The organism is Streptomyces shaanxiensis, from assembly GCF_039537145.1.
GTDB lineage: Bacteria > Actinomycetota > Actinomycetes > Streptomycetales > Streptomycetaceae > Streptomyces > Streptomyces shaanxiensis.
In genome coordinates this window covers 38,999-52,807 of the sequence record NZ_BAAAZY010000028.1, presented here as the reverse complement: position 1 = coordinate 52,807, position 13,809 = coordinate 38,999, and the positions used below count along the sequence as shown (strand labels likewise).

Here is a 13,809-nt window from a genome sequence, read left to right as displayed (position 1 = left end):
CCGGGTCGGTGCCGATGCCCTGGCAGCTGCCCTCAGCCGAACTGGCCGGGCTGGTAGTCCCCGGCAGGCTGCTGGTTGATGACGTTGATGCGGTTGTAGGCGTTGATGACGGCGAGGAGGGACATCAGGGCCACGAGCTGGTCCTCGTCGAAGTGCTTGGCGGCGTTGGCCCACGCCTCGTCGGTGACACCACCGGCGGCATCGGCGATGCGCGTGCCCTGCTCCGCCAGTTCCAGCGCGGCACGCTCGGCCTCCGTGAAGACCTTGGCCTCGCGCCAGGCGGCGACCAGGTGGAGGCGCTGCGCGGTCTCCCCGGCGAGGGCGGCGTCCTTGGTGTGCATGTCCGTGCAGAAGCCGCAGCCGTTGATCTGGCTCGCGCGGATCTTCACCAGTTCCTGGACCGTGGCCGGGAGCGCCGAGTCCGCCACCAGCTTGCTTGCCGAGTTGATGTGCCTGAGCACCTTCCCTGCGAGGGGGTTGCCGAAGTAGTCGAGACGGGGTTCCACGGTGATCTCCTTGCCGAGTAGCGGGATACGCACTACTGACCAGGGCGACACGCCATGTGTGACAGGACGTTGTGTGAACTGCGTCTGGGCGATGGAGTCGGAGCCGGTTCTGGCAGGCGGGCCTCGTCGAAGCCCGACCGTGACCCGATGCCATCGCCATGATTGGCCGACCAAGAGATTGCGTCGCGCAGCAGCTGCGGCACCTTGAGCGCGACGGCTTCGTGGCTCGTACCCACTACGACGAGGTTCCGCCGCGGGTCGAGTACGAGGCCCCGGGTCTGGCCCTGTCGCTGAGGTCGCTGTTGGCGGCGCTCGGGCAGTGGGCCGAGGAGTACGGCGGCGAGATCGCAGCCGCTCGCGCGGCCTGCACCGGCCCGCTCGTGGCATAGACCGACTCCGGAGTGGTCGCGTCGCGGCCGGTTCTCCTTCCTGCCGGGCGTGCGGACCGGGCGCAGCGGCGTCTCCTTGCCGCGGACGCGGGCTGCACCTCGATCCGTTGGCTCTGCCGTCTGCCTGGGCGGCGCGGACGATCCGGAAGGGGCGGGCGGAACCACACCCGGTGGTCGTCGCCGGCATGGGTCCCGCCAGTTGGGGGCCGAGCGGCTAAAGGGCCGACTCGGCGCCGTCATCGCCCGAACCGCCCGTGAGGTTCGCCTCGATCCGGGACAGCAGATACATCGCCTGCTCGCACTCCTCGCCGGTGAGGCCGTGCGCGGTGACCTGCTCCAGGTCGCGCCACGCCTGCAGGACCCGGTCATGCAGGGCCTGGCCGGCCCGTGTCGTGCTGACGACGACGGCCCGGCGGTCGGTGGCGGACGGCCTGCGGGTGACGAAGCCGGACTGTTCGAGGCGCTGCAGCATCTTCGTGACGGTGGACGGATCCAGGCCAAGAGTCTTGATCAGGTCCGCCTGACGCTGCTCACCACGCTCCCAGAGCTGCATCATCAGCAACTCCTGGCCCGGATACAGGCCTGTCTCGCGCAGGAGGGTGCCGGCCATGATCCGATGCACGCGAGCGGCACGGAAGATCGCCTCGCTCATGGGAGCGTCGGCGACTGTGGGCACCGCGTCGTCCTTTCCCTGCATCGACTCGGATGCTGGCGGCATGGTGCGTGCTCCTCCGGTGTGGTGCGGATCGGGGAATCATCTCACCCATGCATTCCATTGGTCGGCCAATGAAGTACGGTGACCGCAGATCCCCGAGCCAACAGCGGAGTGGAACCATGGGTCTGTCTGTCCTTTTCGGTGCGAATGTCGACCCGGTGTGGGGTGACGGAGACCAACCGTTGCGGCATGCCCTGCAGGCCGATCGGGAGGGTCTGGACTTCGTCACGGTCCAGGACCACCCGTATCAGAAGGCCTTCTACGACACCTGGACGCTCATGGCCTTTCTGGCGGCCCGGACCGAACGGGTGACCTTCGTCCCGACGGTGGCCAACCTGCCGCTGCGTCCGCCCGCGATGCTGGCCAAGGCCGCCGCGAGCTTCGATCTGCTCTCCGGGGGCCGGCTGCAACTGGGCCTGGGCGCGGGGGCCTTCTGGGAGGCCATCGAGGCCATGGGCGGTCCGCGCAGGACCAAGAGGGAGTCCCTCGAAGCGCTGTCGGAGGCGATCGACGTCATCCGGGCCATGTGGAGCGGTGAGCGCTCGGCACGGGCCGGCGGCGCGTACTACCGCGTGGCCGGTGTCCATCCGGGGCCCACGCCGTCGCCCTCGCTCGGGATCTGGCTGGGTGCCTACGGCCCCCGCATGCTGGAGCTGACCGGGACCAAGGCCGACGGCTGGATGCCCTCGCTGGGCTTCCTCGGCCTGGACCGTCTCGGGGAGGCCGTCGCCCGCCTCGACGATGCCGCCGCCCGGGCCGGACGCGATCCGGGCGGGCTCCGCAAGAGCTACAACCTCAACGGGATGATCAGGCAGACCTCCCGTGGCGCGTTCGACGGTCCTGTCGAGCAGTGGGTCGACCGGATCGCCGAGCTGCACCGGGAGTACGGCATGAACGGCTTCTCGTACTGGCCGGACGAGGATCACGACCGGCAGCTGAGCGTCTTCGCCCAAGAGGTGGTGCCTGCCGCGCGGGAGGCCGTCGCGAAGCGCTGACGGCCTGATCGGTGAGGGCGGATCCGCGCGCCGTTGGCTCGCCATGGTGCCCTGACGCGGCGCAACGCCCGCCGGGCCGGTGGCCGGTGCGGGCGCCGCGGTGTGACTCGGTGCCGTCGGTTACGAGTTGAGGGCGGGGTAGTCGGTGTAGCCCCTGTGGTCGCCGCCGAAGGAGGTGGCGCGGTCGGGGGTGTTGAAGGGGCCGCCCTGCCGCAGGCGGGTGGGCAGGTCGGGGTTGGCGAGGAAGAGGCCACCGTAGGCGATGAGATCGGCGGTGTTGTCCTCGAGCAGCTTCAGCTCCTCGGGCCCGGTGGGCTCCATGCCGGTGAACGGGTTGAGGATGAAGGTCGTGGGCCACGCCTTGCGCAGGCGCAACGTGAGGTCGCGGACCTCGGGGGCCTCCATCTGGTGCAGGTAGGCCAGGTTCAGCGGCGCGAGCGCGTTCACGAGGGCGGTGTAGGTGGCCTCGACGTCGGTGCGGTCGGTCTCGTCGATGTCGTTGTAGGGGTTGGCCGGCGAGATGCGGAAGCCGACCTTGTCCGCGCCGATCGCCTCGGCGGTGGCCTTGGCCGTCTCGACCGCGAAGCGGATGCGGGCCTCCGGGCTGCCGCCCCAGCCGTCGGTGCGGGTGTTGCTGTTCGGGGCGAGGAACTGGTGGATCAGGTAGCCGTTGGCGCCGTGCAGTTCCACGCCGTCGAAGCCGGCCTCGACGGCGTTGCGGGCGGCCGAGACGTAGTCGGCGATCGTCTCCTGGATCTCCTCCTCGGTCAGCTCCTTGGGAGTGACGAAGTCCTGGGGACCCTCGTGGGTGTAGACCTGCCCCTTGGCCTGGACCGCGGAGGGGCCGACCGGGGTCAGGCCCATCAGGGACGGGTGGCCGACCCGGCCGGTGTGCATCAACTGCAGGTAGATCGCACCGCCCTTGGCGTGCACGGCGTCGGTCACCCGGCGCCAGGCCTCGATCTGCTCGGCGGAGTGGATGCCCGGCGTGTCGGGGTAGCCCTGGCCGATCACCGACGGCTGGGTGCCCTCCGTGACGATCAGCCCGGCGCCCGCCCGCTGCGCGTAGTACTCGGCCATCAGGTCGGTGGGGGACTGCCCGGGGCCGTAGGCACGGCTGCGGGTCATCGGAGCCATCACGATCCGGTTCGACAGACGCGTACCGGCGAGGTCGTAGGACTCAAAGGCCGTCGACATGATCACATTCCTTGCTTCGCGGACGAGGCCGCTGCACGCGCAGCAGCCGTGACGAACCGACGCTCAGACGCGCCATTTACTGTTCGAACAAGTAAACAGGAAGATTCGTTCCCGGCGCACATGTGACGGGCGGCACATTGCTCATCTACTGCCTCTAGCTGGGGATTTGTGGCCAGGGTTGAGGGGGCGGGCGTATCCGGATGAAGGAATCCGAACGATTCATTTGGTCGACCATTGATTGTCGCTGGCGACAGCGATGACCGCGGTCGGGCAGTCAGGGCGCGAGCCGCAGCACGAGGTGCGCAGGCCGCAGGCCTTGAGGAACAGCTGCGGGTCTGGCTTCTCGCGGCCCTGCTCGTAGGAGATGACGCAGGTGTCGATCAGGTCGTCCGCCAGTGGCGGGCCAGGTGGGTGCGCAGGTCCCAGGCGAAGTCGCTGACGATGCCGATGCGCAGTCCGCGTTCGCACAGGGCGCGCAGGACCGGTTCGGTGTCGGGATACGGGACCGAAACGGCGGGCCCGGGGGCCCGGGCGCGGTGTCGATGGCCGAATTATTAGCAGGAGACTGCCCATTATTAACGCATATTGCGAGAAAAGAGCGATTGATCTATCGCTTAAGGCCCCGGCGTGCGTCCGAAATGTTGAACAAGTGGCCTAGTGGGTTTTGTGGGAAAAGATGCATCTTTTGTGGACATATGGTGATCTGAGTCGTGAAGGCTATGGCTGAACCAGAGGAGATGGTGATATGCCTTCCGTTGACAAGGCCCTCGAAGACCTCACCGGCGTCCGGACCGACCTCGAAGCGGCACTTGACCCTGCCGAACCCGACGGCGTCTTCCGCGACAGCCGTGAGTGCGCCGCCCTGGCGCTGCTCTCCGCAGACACCAAGCTGCTGCTGTCCCCGCCGACCCCCCGCCCCAAGAAGGGCTGAGCGGACGACGGGAGCAGGCTGAATGGAGCAGTCAGGCACTTCGGCCCTCTTGCAGGGCGCGGTGCAGGACCTTGCGTCCGACGTGGTCTCCGCTCTTCGGGGCGGGGACCACGTGCGCATGTCCGGCATCGGCACCGGGGCCGTGGAGGAGATCGAGGGAAGCCTCGACCTCGCGGCCGTACGCGTGTTGGGAGCAGACCTGCTGCTGCCGCACGTACTTTTCCCCGCCCCACCCGACCCGGAGGCACTCGCCGTGTTCCGGAAGACGGTGGAGGCCTTCCCGCCCCGCGCCGACGCGGCGCCCACCGTCCAGTGGAGCCACTGGGCGATGAGGCGCACTCTGCGGCGGCTCGACACGCCCCTGACCGGTACACAAGGACCACCCGGTGCGCCCTTCGAGGACGAGGCCGGCGAACCCGACGCCGGCTGGCTCGACGAGGCGGCCTGGCAGGCGCTGACGCATCAACTCGCCGTCCTGGCACCGCTCGCGGTACCCGGCGAGGACTGCGCCGTGGCCCGCGCGGCCCGGCGCCGCCCGGTCGACGTGGCCCGGGGCTTCGTACGGGCCGTCCGACGCAGGGACTGGCAGCAGGCGGCCGGCGCGGGGCGCTGGCTGACCCTGCTCGACGGGGTGCCGGACGCGCTCGGCCTCGAAGCCGGGCTGGACTTCGTGGAACTCATGGGCGGCAACGACCCCCGGGTCGCCCTTCAGGTACAGGCGGCCCGTGTCATGCGGACGGCCGGAGCCCTCGTATGACGGCCCTGGGCGTGACCGCCCCGGGCGTCGGCGAGATCCGGGAGGTCGGAGCCGCCGCGTTCGCCTGGCTGTCCGCCCACCGCGACGACTTCGCGCTCGGAGAGGACGCGCTCACCCTCGACGGCCACGTGGACGCCACCTGGAAACCCCTCGGGGAACTGGCCCAGACCTGCGCGAGCGTACGCGCGCACACACAGCCGACCGACCCGCTGCACGCCTGCGCGGCCGACCTGTTGCGCTTCGCCTGGCAACAGACCGGCCGGGGCGAGCTGTTCCTCCGGCTGCAGCGGCTGGAGCCCTTCGCGACGTACCCCCTGGAGATCTACTCCGTCTTCGCCTCGGCCGGGTTGCGGCACGCCGGGTACGAGGCCGCCGCTGCCACGACGGCCCGTACCCGGAGCTGGCGGCTCACCGAGCAGGACCCGACGCGCCGGCTCGGCGTCCTGAAGGCCGAGCGGCGCAGCGGCATCCACCGGCCGGAGCGGGCCGAGCAGGCGCTGCGGCGCACCTGGCTGGGTGGACTTCCCGAACCGTGGACCTTCGAGCGCTCCTCGGGGTACGCGCTCACCCACGTCGTCTTCCATCTCACCGACTGGGGCCGCACCCCGGCAGGCGTCCCCGCCGACCTCGCCGCTTACCTGGCCCACTGGCTGCCGCCCTGGCTCGACACCTGCCTGGACGCCGGTATGTGGGACCTCGGTTGCGAGCTGTTGGTCGTGGCCGCGAGCCTCCCGGTGTCGCCCGACCCCGCGACCCTGCGGCACGCCTGGGCCCGGATCGCGCGGGCCCAGCACGACTCCGGAGCGCTCCCGGAGCAGGACCCCCGGGACGGCCCCGGCGCGGATCGGGAGCCGGACTTCCTGCGCTGCTACCACTCCACCTTGATGGCCGCCTTCGCGGCGGCACAGACCCTCAAGTGCCTTGCGGGAGAGGGCTCCGCAGACTCAGACGCCGCGTACACGGGACAAGGAGTGCCCGGATGACCGACACCCGTCTCATGCACACCGTCGGCGTTCGCGCCCTGGAGTGGCTGTGGGCCCATCGCGACGGATTCCGCCTGGAGCCCGACGTCGACCCCGAAGTGGGCTTCCTGGAACGCTTCAAACCGGTCGGCGAACTGGCCCTGATCTGCCGGGTGCTGTTCCGCGAGGGAGTGGCCGGATCACGGCAGGCCGACCTCGCGCGCCGGCTCCTCGACCACACCTGGCGGCACACCCTGGACGGCGGTCGCATGCTGGTGCGCGGCCAGCGCATCGAACCGCTCTCGCCCATCCCGTTCGAGGTGTACCTCCCGTACAAGGAACTCGGGTACAGCGAGCCCGAGGTGGAGCGTGCCACCGTCCTCTACCACCGGCTCGACAGCTGGGCGGCCCTCGAACTGGACCCGACCCGACGCCTCGGACTGTCCGCGTTCCAGCGCCGCTTCGGCCTCAAGCCCCGCATCGCCGAGGCGGACATCGTCGGTTCCACCTGGCTGGGCCGGACCCCCGAGCCCTGGACGGTCAGCGGCCACATCGCCTACGACGTCACCCACACGGTGTTCCACCTCACCGACTGGGGCGAGCACCCCGAAGGCCTGCCGCCGGACATCGCCGACTACCTCGCGACCTGGCTGCCCGTCTGGATCGACGACTGGCTGGACCTGGAGCGCTGGGACCTGCTCGGCGAACTCCTCGTCGTCGACGCCTGCCTGCCCCGGCCCACCCTGGACGAACGGGCCTGGCGGAGCTTCGCCGCCGCGCAGCAGCCCGACGGCGCCATGCCCGCCGTACGGACGATGCCCGAGGGCGAACCGGACGAGGTGTTCGACATGATCTACCACCCGACGCTGGTCGCCGCCTTCGCCTCCGTGCTGGCCACCTCCCGCTCCCTCGCCGAGCTGACGCACGCAACCCCATGACCGGCCGGTCCATGCCCTGGCCGGGGGTCGCCGCCGACCTGGACGAACCTCACGCGGGCGGGGTCCCGGCCGGCGCCGTCGGTGACGACGCGCTGCGCGAGCGGGTGGAGAGCGCGGTGGACGCCGTGGACGCGCCCGACGTCGTCCTCGCCGTCTCCCGGTGCGGCCGCCGCACCCTGCACTGCGGCGGCTCCGCGCCACCCCCGCCGGTGCCGCGGCAGGACCTGCGCTACGAGATCGGCTCGGCGTCGAAGGCGTTCACCGGACTCCTGCTGGCCCGGCTCATCGGGCGCGGCCTGCTGACCGGGGGCGAGCCGGCCGCCGCCTGCCTGGACCCGGACCGGCGCACCGGCACGGCTCCGGTGACCCTCGCCCACCTCATCACGCACACCGCCGGACTGCCCGCGCTGCCGGGCGACTTCTACCTGCGGGCGCTGCCGGCCTGGCGCACCAACCCCTACGGTCGCTATCCGGCCGAGCGGGTGACCGACGCCTTCCTGCGCCATCGCCCCCTGCACCGGCCCGGCACCCGGTGGCACTACTCCAACTTCGGCGTCGCCGTGCTCGGCCACGCCGTCGCCGCGGCGACCGGCACGCCGTGGGAGGAACTGCTCGGCGCCCATGTGCTGCGTCCGCTCGGCCTGAGCGGCACCGCCCTGGCGGCGGAGGATCCGAAGACCGACGCCGTCGGACACGGCAAGGACGGGCACACCCCCACCCTCGCCTTCGACGCCGGCGGCTTCCAGGCGGCGGGTGCCGTCCGCGCCACCCCGCACGACCTGCTGACGTTCCTCGAAGCCCACCTCGACCCGGCCGGCTCCCCGCTCGCCGACGCGCTGCGGGCGGTACGCACCCCGGTGCTCCGGCGCGGACTGGACCGCCGGCACATCCACACGATGGCGTGGTTCCGGCACCCCACGAACGGCGGACCGATGTACTTCCACAGCGGGGCGACCCTCGGCCAGCAGGCCTTCCTGGGCTTCCGGCCCGACACGGGCACGGCCCTGGTCGCGCTGTGCACCCGCCGGTTCCGCGCCCGCGACGCGTTCGTCGCCACCGCGTACGCACTCCTCGCGGAGGACTAAGAAGCCGGCGCAGTGGCCGGATATGGGAACGGGCGGTGCGGGAGCCGGCTCCCGCACCGCCCGAGCCGTACGACTCCTACAACCGCTGCCACAGGGCCGGAGTGGCGACCGGCGACCACCCGCCCTGTGCCTGGTGGGACTGCAGGCACTGGTACCGCACACCCGCGTGGGTGACGGTGGCACCGGCCTCGTAGACGCGGCCCGCGGCCCAGGTGTCCACGGCGTTCTCCGGCGGAGCGGGAGTGCCGGACTGGGGTGGCGCGGTCTTCAGGACCAGCCCGAAGTCGCTGAGGATCGGGTTGATCGGCTGGTAGAAGGTGACCCCGCCGCTCGTGCAGTTGCCCGAGCCGCCCGAGGTCACACCCTGCGCCTGGGAGCCGGAGAGGTAGGGACCACCCGAGTCACCCGGCTCCGCGCACACCGTGGTCTCGGTGACGCCGTCGACGACGCCCTGGGAGTAGCTGACACTCGTGTCGTGCTGCTGGATGGTGCCGCAGTGCCAGCCGGTGGTGGAGCCGGAGCGGCAGATCGACGCCCCGACGAGCGCCTGGACCGAGCCGGTGACCTGCGTGCGCTGGCCGCCCTCGCCCTTCACCTCGGCCGTGGCCGACCAGTCGCTCTTGACGGCGATCCAGGACATGTCCTTGCTGGGGAACGTGGACGCCTGGAACGTGCCCTGGTCGGCCAGGTTGTAGCCGGAGGTCGAGTCGCCCCGGTCGCCGCAGTGGCCCGCCGAGGCGAAGCCCTGCTGCTCGTCCTTGGTGACGGAGAACCCGACGGAGCAGCGGGCGGAGCTCTCGATGTAGTAGGCGTCGCCGCCGATTACGTCGTCCAGCACCCGCGGCCGCTCGGCCGACACCCGGATGCCCACGCCCTTGTCCTCGAGGCCGGCAGCCTCGATGAAGGCGGTGGCGGCGGACCGCTTGGTCGCCTGTACGACGACCCGGTTGGCCGGGACGTCCACGTACCAGACCGGTGTGTCGCGGGTCTTGAGGCTGCGGGCGGTCGAGTCCAGCTTGTTCTTCACGGCCCGGAGCTCGGTCAACGGCTGCTTGACGACCGCGGCCTTCGCGCCCTGGGCCTCGATGGCGGACACGTCGGCGGCACGGGTGGTGGCGACGGTGAGCTCGGCGGAGGTCGCCCCGCGCACCCAGGCCCCCGCGAAGTGCTTGCCGAGGGCGTTTTGGAGACGGCCCGCACGGGCGCCCGCCTCCGCCTCGTTGACCAGCCGTTCCGCCGCCTGACCTGGCTTCAGCTTCAGATCACGCTCCATGGCGCGCAGCACCGCTGTCGGCGGCCGGTCGGCGCCGAGGGTCTGCGCGGCCGTGGACGAGGGCGCGGGCGGCGGCGCGGCCGTGGCGGCGGAGCCGGCCCCGGCGAGGACGAGGGTGCCGAGAGCGGTGAGGGCGACGCGGCGGCCGGCCGCGGTATGTCTGCCGAGCATGCGATGTACCTCCATCGAGTACGAGTGGGATGTCGGCCACGTCAAGGCGTTGACGGAAAGGCATCCCGCGATGCAGGGCGAGACGTTTTTTCGCGCTTTGGGGGACGCCCGGGGTGCCATGTGCGCTAGCGGACGGAACCGGGGGAGGGGGCATGGCCCCAGCGCATGGTGGCTCACCGGGGAGAACGGGTCAGGCCGAGGTCGTCGTGTCCCGCGCGCGTGCCGTTCGCAGACGTGTCTCGGCCAGGTCCACCGCGGCCTCGGTGGTCGTGACGCCGGTTCGGCGCGCCTGGGCGATCACTTCGGCCGAACGGGCGCCGACCTGACGGACGCGTCGTTCACCACGGTGCCCATGGCGCAGGGCGCGAGGACGCCGCAGTCGCTGCGCACCACGGCGTCGGGGTCGACGACGCGCGCTCCGAGGCGTTTCGCCACGTCGGCGGCCGGCAGCTCGGCGAGCGCCGAGCCCACGTTGCCGACCCCTGCACGTTGAAATCGGCCTGGCTCGTACCGACGTCGTTCACCGGGACGAAGCATCCGCCGCGGGTGGCGATGAACTGGCCGTGGGCGCGCAGCAGTTCCTCTTTCTTGTCGCGGGCCGGGTCGCCGATGACGACGCTCCAGCCGCCGCCGAGATCGAGCCCGGCGGCCGACGGCTTCAGGGTCATGGCCCGCGCCGGCCGCACCCGCGTCGTCCAGTGCCGCGCGCTCGTCGGCGTAGGCGTGCATGCGTACGCCGCCCAGGGTCGGCCCGAGCGTCTGGCCGTGCACGGCCATCACGGAGCGCAGTCCGGTGCGGGCGTCGTGGTGGAGCAGGACCTGCTCGGCGCCGTCGGCACGGAGGCGGCCGAAGACGGCCGGTGCGCGTCGGAGCCGGTTCCTCGCGACACACCAGACTTTCATCATTCGTTTTCTTGAATCATTCGTGTTTAGGGATGTAGGTTGTCTGCCATGACCGCATCCCAGACCCCGACCCCCGCCGAGGAGCTGCGCGGTGCCGGCCTGCGGGTGACCGCCGCGCGTGTCGCGCTGCTGGAGGCCGTCCGGGCCGGTGACCACCTCGGCGTCGAGGCCATCGCCTCCGGGGTGCGTGATCGCGTAGGCCATGTCTCCCTGCAAGCCGTGTACGAGGGCCTCCACGCGCTCAGCGCGGCGGGACTCATACGCCGCATCGAACCGGCCGGCAGCCCGGCCCGGTACGAGGGGCGTGTCGGCGACAACCACCACCACGTCGTGTGCCGGTCGTGCGGCGTCGTCGCCGACGTCGACTGCGAGGTCGGCGAGGCGCCCTGCCTCACCGCGTCCGACGACCACGGCTTCTCGATCGACGAGGCCGAGGTCATCTACTGGGGCCTGTGCCCCGACTGTTCGACCCCCACCAGTGCACCCCGAGCACTGTGATCCACCTAGTTCGGAAGGTTTCCCATGGCTGAGAACCCCGATGCGATCGTCACTGACGCGAAGGCTGAGGGCACCGGTGGCTGCCCCGTGGCGCACGACCGCGCCGCGCACCCCACGCAGGGCGGCGGCAACCGTCAGTGGTGGCCGGAGCGGCTCAACCTGAAGATCCTCGCCAAGGACCCCGTGGTCGCGAACCCGCTCGGTGAGGAGTTCGACTACGCCGAGGCGTTCAAGAACCTCGACCTCGCGGCCGTCAAACAGGACATCGCCGAGGTGCTGACCAGCTCGCAGGACTGGTGGCCCGCCGACTTCGGCAACTACGGCCCGCTGATGATCCGTATGGCCTGGCACAGCGCCGGCACCTACCGCATCAGCGACGGCCGCGGCGGTGGCGGCCGTGGTCAGCAGCGCTTCGCGCCGCTGAACAGCTGGCCGGACAACGGCAACCTCGACAAGGCCCGCCGTCTGCTGTGGCCCGTCAAGAAGAAGTACGGCCAGTCCATCTCCTGGGCCGACCTCATGATCCTCACGGGCAACGTCGCGCTGGAGACGATGGGCTTCACGACCTTCGGCTTCGGCGGCGGCCGCGCCGACGTCTGGGAGGCCGACGAGGACGTGTACTGGGGTCCCGAGACCACCTGGCTCGACGACCAGCGCTACACCGGCGACCGTGAGCTGGAGAACCCGCTCGGCGCCGTCCAGATGGGCCTCATCTACGTCAACCCCGAGGGCCCCAACGGCAACCCGGACCCGATCGCCGCGGCCCGCGACATCCGTGAGACGTTCCGCCGCATGGCGATGAACGACGAGGAGACCGTCGCCCTCATCGCCGGTGGTCACACCTTCGGCAAGACCCACGGCGCCGGCCCGGCCGACGCGGTCGGCAACGACCCCGAGGCCGCCTCCATGGAGGAGCAGGGCCTGGGCTGGAAGTCCACCTACGGCACCGGCAAGGGCGGCGACGCCATCACCTCCGGTCTCGAGGTCACCTGGACCACCAAGCCCACCCAGTGGAGCAACGACTTCTTCGACATCCTCTTCGGCTACGAGTGGGAGCTCACCCAGAGCCCCGCCGGTGCCAACCAGTGGGTGGCCAAGGACTCCGAGGAGATCATCCCGGACGCGCACGACTCGTCGAAGAAGCGCCGTCCCACGATGCTCACCACCGACCTCTCGCTGCGCTTCGACCCGATCTACGGTGAGATCTCCAAGCGCTTCCACGAGAACCCGGACCAGTTCGCGGACGCCTTCGCCCGCGCCTGGTACAAGCTGACCCACCGTGACCTGGGCCCGAAGTCCCTGTACCTCGGCCCCGAGGTCCCGGAGGAGACGCTGCTGTGGCAGGACCCGCTGCCGCAGGCCGAGGGCGAGGCCATCGACGCCGCGGACGTCACGGCCCTCAAGGCCAAGCTCCTCGACTCGGGCCTGACCGTCTCGCAGCTGGTCAGCGCCGCCTGGGCGTCGGCCTCGACGTTCCGCTCCAGCGACAAGCGCGGCGGTGCCAACGGCGCCCGCGTCCGCCTGGAGCCGCAGCGCAACTGGGAGGCCAACGACCCCGACCAGCTCGCGCTGGTGCTGCGCACCCTCGAGGGCATCCAGCAGGAGTTCAACTCCGGTGCCAAGAAGGTCTCCCTGGCCGACCTGATCGTGCTCGGCGGCTCCGCTGCCGTGGAGAAGGCCGCCAAGGACGCCGGCCACGACGTCGAGGTGCCGTTCACCCCGGGTCGTGTCGACGCGACCGAGGAGCACACCGACCCGGAGTCCTTCGCCGCGCTGGAGCCGGCCGCCGACGGGTTCCGTAACTACCTCGGCAAGGGCAACCGCCTGCCGGCCGAGTACCTGCTGCTCGACAAGGCGAACCTGCTCGGCCTGAGCGCGCCCGAGCTGACGGTCCTCGTCGGTGGCCTGCGCGTCCTGGGCGCGAACAGCAACGGGTCGAAGCACGGCGTCTTCACCGAGACCCCGGGCAAGCTGACCAACGACTTCTTCGTCAACCTGCTCGACCTGGGCACGGAGTGGAAGTCGACGTCCGCGGACCAGACCACGTTCGAGGGCCGTGACGCCTCCGGCGCGGTCAAGTGGACCGGCACCCGTGCCGACCTCGTGTTCGGCTCGAACTCCGAGCTGCGCGCGCTCGCCGAGGTCTACGCGAGCGACGACGCCAAGGCGAAGTTCGTGAGCGACTTCGTCAAGGCGTGGGTCAAGGTCGTGAACGCGGACCGCTTCGACCTCGTCTGAGGCTGATCGATCCACACCCGACGTCCAGGCGGGCCCGCACGGGCCGGCCTGGACGTCGGCCTTTGTGTGCTCACCTCTGCGCCCAACTCGGCGGTCGCCTGAGCAACGACGCCCCACAGAGCGCACCTTTCACAGAACGCACACTGCACCTCAGCTACCTCTTTAAGTTTCAAGGGCTACGCTCGCCGACGGGGGTGGCCGACGACGGCCCTCCCGTCGCCGCACCCTCTCCTTCTTCCCCCAGCACAGGA

General features: G+C 70.8%; 15 protein-coding genes and 1 pseudogene. 10 read left to right on the top strand and 6 right to left on the bottom strand.

The genetic code is table 11. From position 1 onward, the window contains the following. Nucleotides 1-32 precede the first annotated feature (32 nt). A complete protein-coding gene (locus tag ABD932_RS38440) occupies nt 33-506 on the bottom strand; it encodes a carboxymuconolactone decarboxylase family protein (RefSeq protein WP_345020394.1) in 474 nt (157 codons plus the stop codon). Between the two features lie 158 nt (nt 507-664). On the opposite strand from ABD932_RS38440, the gene ABD932_RS38435 reads away from it, so the two are divergent. Then, nucleotides 665-895: a winged helix-turn-helix transcriptional regulator gene (locus ABD932_RS38435; RefSeq protein WP_345020392.1), complete on the top strand. Its 231-nt coding sequence runs from the start codon at nt 665-667 to the stop codon at nt 893-895. 214 nt (nt 896-1,109) lie between these two features. On the opposite strand, the gene ABD932_RS38430 is transcribed toward ABD932_RS38435, so the two are convergent. After that, a complete protein-coding gene (locus tag ABD932_RS38430; RefSeq protein ID WP_345020390.1) occupies nt 1,110-1,613 on the bottom strand; it encodes a MarR family winged helix-turn-helix transcriptional regulator in 504 nt (167 codons plus the stop codon). A gap of 116 nt (nt 1,614-1,729) precedes the next feature. Here ABD932_RS38430 and ABD932_RS38425 point away from each other — a divergent pair, with 116 nt between their 5' ends. Continuing rightward, entirely contained in the window at nt 1,730-2,605 is an 876-nt protein-coding gene (locus ABD932_RS38425; protein WP_345020388.1) for an LLM class flavin-dependent oxidoreductase, read from the top strand. Nucleotides 2,606-2,725: 120 nt separating this feature from the next. Here the strand turns inward: ABD932_RS38425 and ABD932_RS38420 are convergent, their stop codons facing one another. After that, on the bottom strand, nt 2,726-3,802 hold the full coding sequence (locus ABD932_RS38420) for an alkene reductase (protein ID WP_345020387.1): 1,077 nt from the start codon (nt 3,800-3,802) through the stop codon (nt 2,726-2,728). A gap of 745 nt (nt 3,803-4,547) precedes the next feature. Here ABD932_RS38420 and ABD932_RS38415 point away from each other — a divergent pair. From ABD932_RS38415 to ABD932_RS38395, 5 genes are read left to right on the top strand one after another with little or no spacing between them, the layout of a single operon-like run. Then, nucleotides 4,548-4,733 carry a hypothetical protein gene (locus ABD932_RS38415; RefSeq protein ID WP_126388763.1) on the top strand — a complete coding sequence of 62 codons (186 nt, stop codon included), beginning with the start codon at nt 4,548-4,550 and terminating at the stop codon, nt 4,731-4,733. Nucleotides 4,734-4,755: 22 nt separating this feature from the next. Further along, nucleotides 4,756-5,490, top strand: coding sequence for a hypothetical protein (locus ABD932_RS38410; RefSeq protein WP_345020384.1), 735 nt, complete (start codon nt 4,756-4,758; stop codon nt 5,488-5,490). Next, nucleotides 5,487-6,473: a DUF6895 family protein gene (locus ABD932_RS38405; protein WP_345020383.1), complete on the top strand. Its 987-nt coding sequence runs from the start codon at nt 5,487-5,489 to the stop codon at nt 6,471-6,473. The genes ABD932_RS38410 and ABD932_RS38405 overlap by 4 nt, the downstream gene beginning before the upstream one ends. After that, nucleotides 6,470-7,390: a DUF6895 family protein gene (locus ABD932_RS38400; protein WP_345020380.1), complete on the top strand. Its 921-nt coding sequence runs from the start codon at nt 6,470-6,472 to the stop codon at nt 7,388-7,390. The genes ABD932_RS38405 and ABD932_RS38400 overlap by 4 nt, the downstream gene beginning before the upstream one ends. Then, nucleotides 7,387-8,475 carry a serine hydrolase domain-containing protein gene (locus ABD932_RS38395; protein ID WP_345020378.1) on the top strand — a complete coding sequence of 363 codons (1,089 nt, stop codon included), beginning with the start codon at nt 7,387-7,389 and terminating at the stop codon, nt 8,473-8,475. The genes ABD932_RS38400 and ABD932_RS38395 overlap by 4 nt, the downstream gene beginning before the upstream one ends. Before the next feature lie 76 nt (nt 8,476-8,551). On the opposite strand, the gene ABD932_RS38390 is transcribed toward ABD932_RS38395, so the two are convergent. The 3 genes and pseudogenes from ABD932_RS38390 to ABD932_RS44145 all read right to left on the bottom strand — a co-directional run. Then, nucleotides 8,552-9,919 carry an alpha-lytic protease prodomain-containing protein gene (locus ABD932_RS38390; RefSeq protein WP_345020376.1) on the bottom strand — a complete coding sequence of 456 codons (1,368 nt, stop codon included), beginning with the start codon at nt 9,917-9,919 and terminating at the stop codon, nt 8,552-8,554. Nucleotides 9,920-10,216: 297 nt separating this feature from the next. After that, on the bottom strand, nt 10,217-10,390 hold the full coding sequence (locus tag ABD932_RS38385; protein WP_345020374.1) for a Rossmann-fold NAD(P)-binding domain-containing protein: 174 nt from the start codon (nt 10,388-10,390) through the stop codon (nt 10,217-10,219). 77 nt (nt 10,391-10,467) lie between these two features. Beyond that, nucleotides 10,468-10,587, bottom strand: a pseudogene (locus ABD932_RS44145) (Glu/Leu/Phe/Val dehydrogenase dimerization domain-containing protein); the annotation flags it as partial. Between ABD932_RS44145 and ABD932_RS38380 the strand changes: the two are divergent. The 3 genes from ABD932_RS38380 to katG are packed head-to-tail and all read left to right on the top strand — an operon-like array spanning nt 10,529 to nt 13,558. Then, complete coding sequence (locus tag ABD932_RS38380; protein WP_345020372.1) at nt 10,529-10,837, top strand: hypothetical protein; 309 nt, start codon at nt 10,529-10,531, stop codon at nt 10,835-10,837. The pseudogene ABD932_RS44145 and the gene ABD932_RS38380 sit on opposite strands and share 59 nt — an antisense overlap. A gap of 33 nt (nt 10,838-10,870) precedes the next feature. Further along, nucleotides 10,871-11,320 (top strand): Fur family transcriptional regulator, encoded by a 450-nt coding sequence (locus ABD932_RS38375; protein WP_345020370.1) that lies wholly within the window; start codon nt 10,871-10,873, stop codon nt 11,318-11,320. Between the two features lie 24 nt (nt 11,321-11,344). Next, nucleotides 11,345-13,558, top strand: a complete 2,214-nt coding sequence (katG, locus tag ABD932_RS38370) for a catalase/peroxidase HPI (protein ID WP_345020369.1) — start codon at nt 11,345-11,347, stop codon at nt 13,556-13,558. Nucleotides 13,559-13,809 lie beyond the last annotated feature (251 nt).

What these genes read in the sequence shown, in the direction of transcription:
- katG (WP_345020369.1), top strand. Translation starts at nt 11,345, where the DNA reads ATGGCTGAGAACCCCGATGCGATCGTCACTGACGCGAAGGCTGAGGGC.
- ABD932_RS38395 (WP_345020378.1), top strand. Translation starts at nt 7,387, where the DNA reads ATGACCGGCCGGTCCATGCCCTGGCCGGGGGTCGCCGCCGACCTGGAC.
- ABD932_RS38400 (WP_345020380.1), top strand. Translation starts at nt 6,470, where the DNA reads ATGACCGACACCCGTCTCATGCACACCGTCGGCGTTCGCGCCCTGGAG.
- ABD932_RS38415 (WP_126388763.1), top strand. Translation starts at nt 4,548, where the DNA reads ATGCCTTCCGTTGACAAGGCCCTCGAAGACCTCACCGGCGTCCGGACC.
- ABD932_RS38420 (WP_345020387.1), bottom strand. Translation starts at nt 3,802, where the DNA reads ATGTCGACGGCCTTTGAGTCCTACGACCTCGCCGGTACGCGTCTGTCG.
- ABD932_RS38405 (WP_345020383.1), top strand. Translation starts at nt 5,487, where the DNA reads ATGACGGCCCTGGGCGTGACCGCCCCGGGCGTCGGCGAGATCCGGGAG.
- ABD932_RS38435 (WP_345020392.1), top strand. Translation starts at nt 665, where the DNA reads ATGATTGGCCGACCAAGAGATTGCGTCGCGCAGCAGCTGCGGCACCTT.
- ABD932_RS38380 (WP_345020372.1), top strand. Translation starts at nt 10,529, where the DNA reads ATGACGACGCTCCAGCCGCCGCCGAGATCGAGCCCGGCGGCCGACGGC.
- ABD932_RS38430 (WP_345020390.1), bottom strand. Translation starts at nt 1,613, where the DNA reads ATGCCGCCAGCATCCGAGTCGATGCAGGGAAAGGACGACGCGGTGCCC.
- ABD932_RS38375 (WP_345020370.1), top strand. Translation starts at nt 10,871, where the DNA reads ATGACCGCATCCCAGACCCCGACCCCCGCCGAGGAGCTGCGCGGTGCC.
- ABD932_RS38390 (WP_345020376.1), bottom strand. Translation starts at nt 9,919, where the DNA reads ATGCTCGGCAGACATACCGCGGCCGGCCGCCGCGTCGCCCTCACCGCT.
- ABD932_RS38425 (WP_345020388.1), top strand. Translation starts at nt 1,730, where the DNA reads ATGGGTCTGTCTGTCCTTTTCGGTGCGAATGTCGACCCGGTGTGGGGT.
- ABD932_RS38410 (WP_345020384.1), top strand. Translation starts at nt 4,756, where the DNA reads ATGGAGCAGTCAGGCACTTCGGCCCTCTTGCAGGGCGCGGTGCAGGAC.